The 1,393-nt window shown below is 32.6% G+C and carries 2 protein-coding genes and 1 pseudogene; all 3 read right to left on the bottom strand.

Going from position 1 to position 1,393, the window contains the following annotated elements:
- Positions 1-209: 209 nt before the first annotated feature.
- Positions 210-497, bottom strand: a complete 288-nt coding sequence (locus RH82_RS00055) for a type II toxin-antitoxin system RelE/ParE family toxin (protein WP_034057032.1) — start codon at positions 495-497, stop codon at positions 210-212.
- Positions 490-729: a ribbon-helix-helix domain-containing protein gene (locus RH82_RS00050; protein WP_034057035.1), complete on the bottom strand. Its 240-nt coding sequence runs from the start codon at positions 727-729 to the stop codon at positions 490-492. The genes RH82_RS00055 and RH82_RS00050 overlap by 8 nt, the downstream gene beginning before the upstream one ends.
- Positions 730-1,009: 280 nt before the next feature.
- A pseudogene (locus RH82_RS19310) lies at positions 1,010-1,181 on the bottom strand (transposase); the annotation flags it as partial.
- Positions 1,182-1,393 lie beyond the last annotated feature (212 nt).

The following is a 1,393-nucleotide window of genomic DNA, read 5'->3' as shown; positions in this document are numbered from 1 at the left end:
CCATCAGCAAGTTTTGTCTTATTTTTCTAAAGAATTTTATCATTGGTTAGCGGTTTGTCATAATGAAGCACAACGTGCTCGTGTATGGCACGTTGTTTTGGTTAAGGACTAAATTAGCAAAAAGAAACGAGCCAGAGGAAAATCCGCAGGATTTTCCGAGTACACACAAAGCAAACAATGGGTTATACACGTTGTTGGCAACTGTATCTTTAAAGAATGTTATTCAAATCTTGTCTTCCAATTATTGTCATTATTTCAACAACATCTTCGTTTACTTTGTAGAAAATACTGTCAGATCCGCAAACACAACGTCGATATCCTTTCTTTATAAAATCAACCGATTCAAATGAAAACGGTCTTTGTACAATTATGTCAAAATATTCAAAAAAAGAGTCATAGTATTTATCCGCTTGAGTTATTCCGAATTTTCTAACTCCGTAATGATGAATTCTTATCAAGTCCTCTTTCGCAGTATTACTTATTTTAAATTCAGCCATTGAGTAAGTTCTTTGATTGCTTTAGAATTTGTGCTTTACTATCAGAAGTAAACCCACTATTTTCAGCTCTTTCGAGTTTGGTCCTAATCCAATCAATTTGAACTTGTTGACTTCTTGCTTGTCTAATTAAATCGTTGACTAATTCACTTTTGCTTGAATATTCTTTGTTGTCAACTTGATTTTTAAGCCATTCATCATTGGGTTTTGTAAAGGATATACTTTGCCTTGCCATAACATCTTGTTTTGATGTAAATTTACACCAAATATGAATCAAACGCAAATTTTTCCTAATATTGTTGCCAACGTCAGTTCGTCTAAAAACCGCCAATAATTTTATAAATTTATTCGAAAATAAGCTATTTGTTTGGTTGTACTTTTAGGGGATGCATTTTCAATAAAATATACAGTTAACTTTTTTAAGTGTTCAAAAGACTTTAAAAGCTTATTTAGGCGTTTTTTTACACCTATTTCTAGCCAAAATAAGATGATATGTTTGATCAATCGATCAATACCAATACTATTCATAATTCTTTTTAGATTGTATGCAATGAAAATAAAGCCAACGTCCGCAGAGGCTCTTTCTTTGGTTTTTTTGGTCATAATGTGGTCAAATCCCCATTGCCTTTTCATAGTGCCAAAAGGATGCTCTACTATGGCTTGTCTTTGTGCGTATATTTCTGGATTTTTGCTAATGTTATTTTTGTTTATATCGAGCGCCTCTGCAAACTCGTGTCGTTCAATGATTCTTGATATTTGGCTTTGGTGCAATCGTTTTTTACTGGACATAATTTATCAATTTTGGTTTTATATTGTTTACTCGATTACACTTCTTTTTGTTGTACCCAATTTCCCATTAGTTTTTAATGTTTCACCGGTCAGGACATGCAATAAGTGTC

It is taken from the genome of Lacinutrix jangbogonensis, assembly GCF_000797445.1.
In the GTDB taxonomy this organism is placed as follows: Bacteria; Bacteroidota; Bacteroidia; order Flavobacteriales; family Flavobacteriaceae; genus Lacinutrix; species Lacinutrix jangbogonensis.
The sequence above is the reverse complement of the archived record's forward strand: the minus strand, read 5'-3'. Positions and strand labels throughout refer to the sequence as shown.

Coding starts and splice junctions, on each gene's coding strand:
- RH82_RS00055 (WP_034057032.1), bottom strand. CDS start 497: ATGGCTGAATTTAAAATAAGTAATACTGCGAAAGAGGACTTGATAAGA.
- RH82_RS00050 (WP_034057035.1), bottom strand. CDS start 729: ATGGCAAGGCAAAGTATATCCTTTACAAAACCCAATGATGAATGGCTT.